Annotated in this window: 1 protein-coding gene; it reads right to left on the reverse strand. The window is 33.6% G+C overall.

All coding sequences use genetic code 11. From position 1 onward, the window contains the following. Positions 1–225: hypothetical protein (locus SB659_RS20085; RefSeq protein WP_410551697.1), on the reverse strand; the 225-nt coding region annotated here is incomplete at its 3' end. Positions 226–253 lie beyond the last annotated feature (28 nt).

A 253-nucleotide genomic window follows, 5' to 3' on the forward strand; every position in this document is an offset into this window, starting at 1 on the left:
TTTTAAGTCAAGTTCGAAGGTCAATCGTTTTAATGACATACCTGCGGAGCCATTATTTCCCGCAAGAAAATTGTCACTAACTAATTCTGTAATTATAAAGTCCGAAATTTGATCTGTACCACAGAAAAAAATATTGCGACTATATTCATATCTTTTGATGTCGTTAGGATTTCCACCTACAGATGAAAAATCATTATCCGTTGGCCAGTTTCTTATATTTTCCACAGTATGCAAAAAATTGCTAGAATCACAC

The sequence above is a fragment of the Arthrobacter sp. SIMBA_036 genome, assembly GCF_046535135.1.
GTDB lineage: Bacteria > Actinomycetota > Actinomycetes > Actinomycetales > Micrococcaceae > Arthrobacter.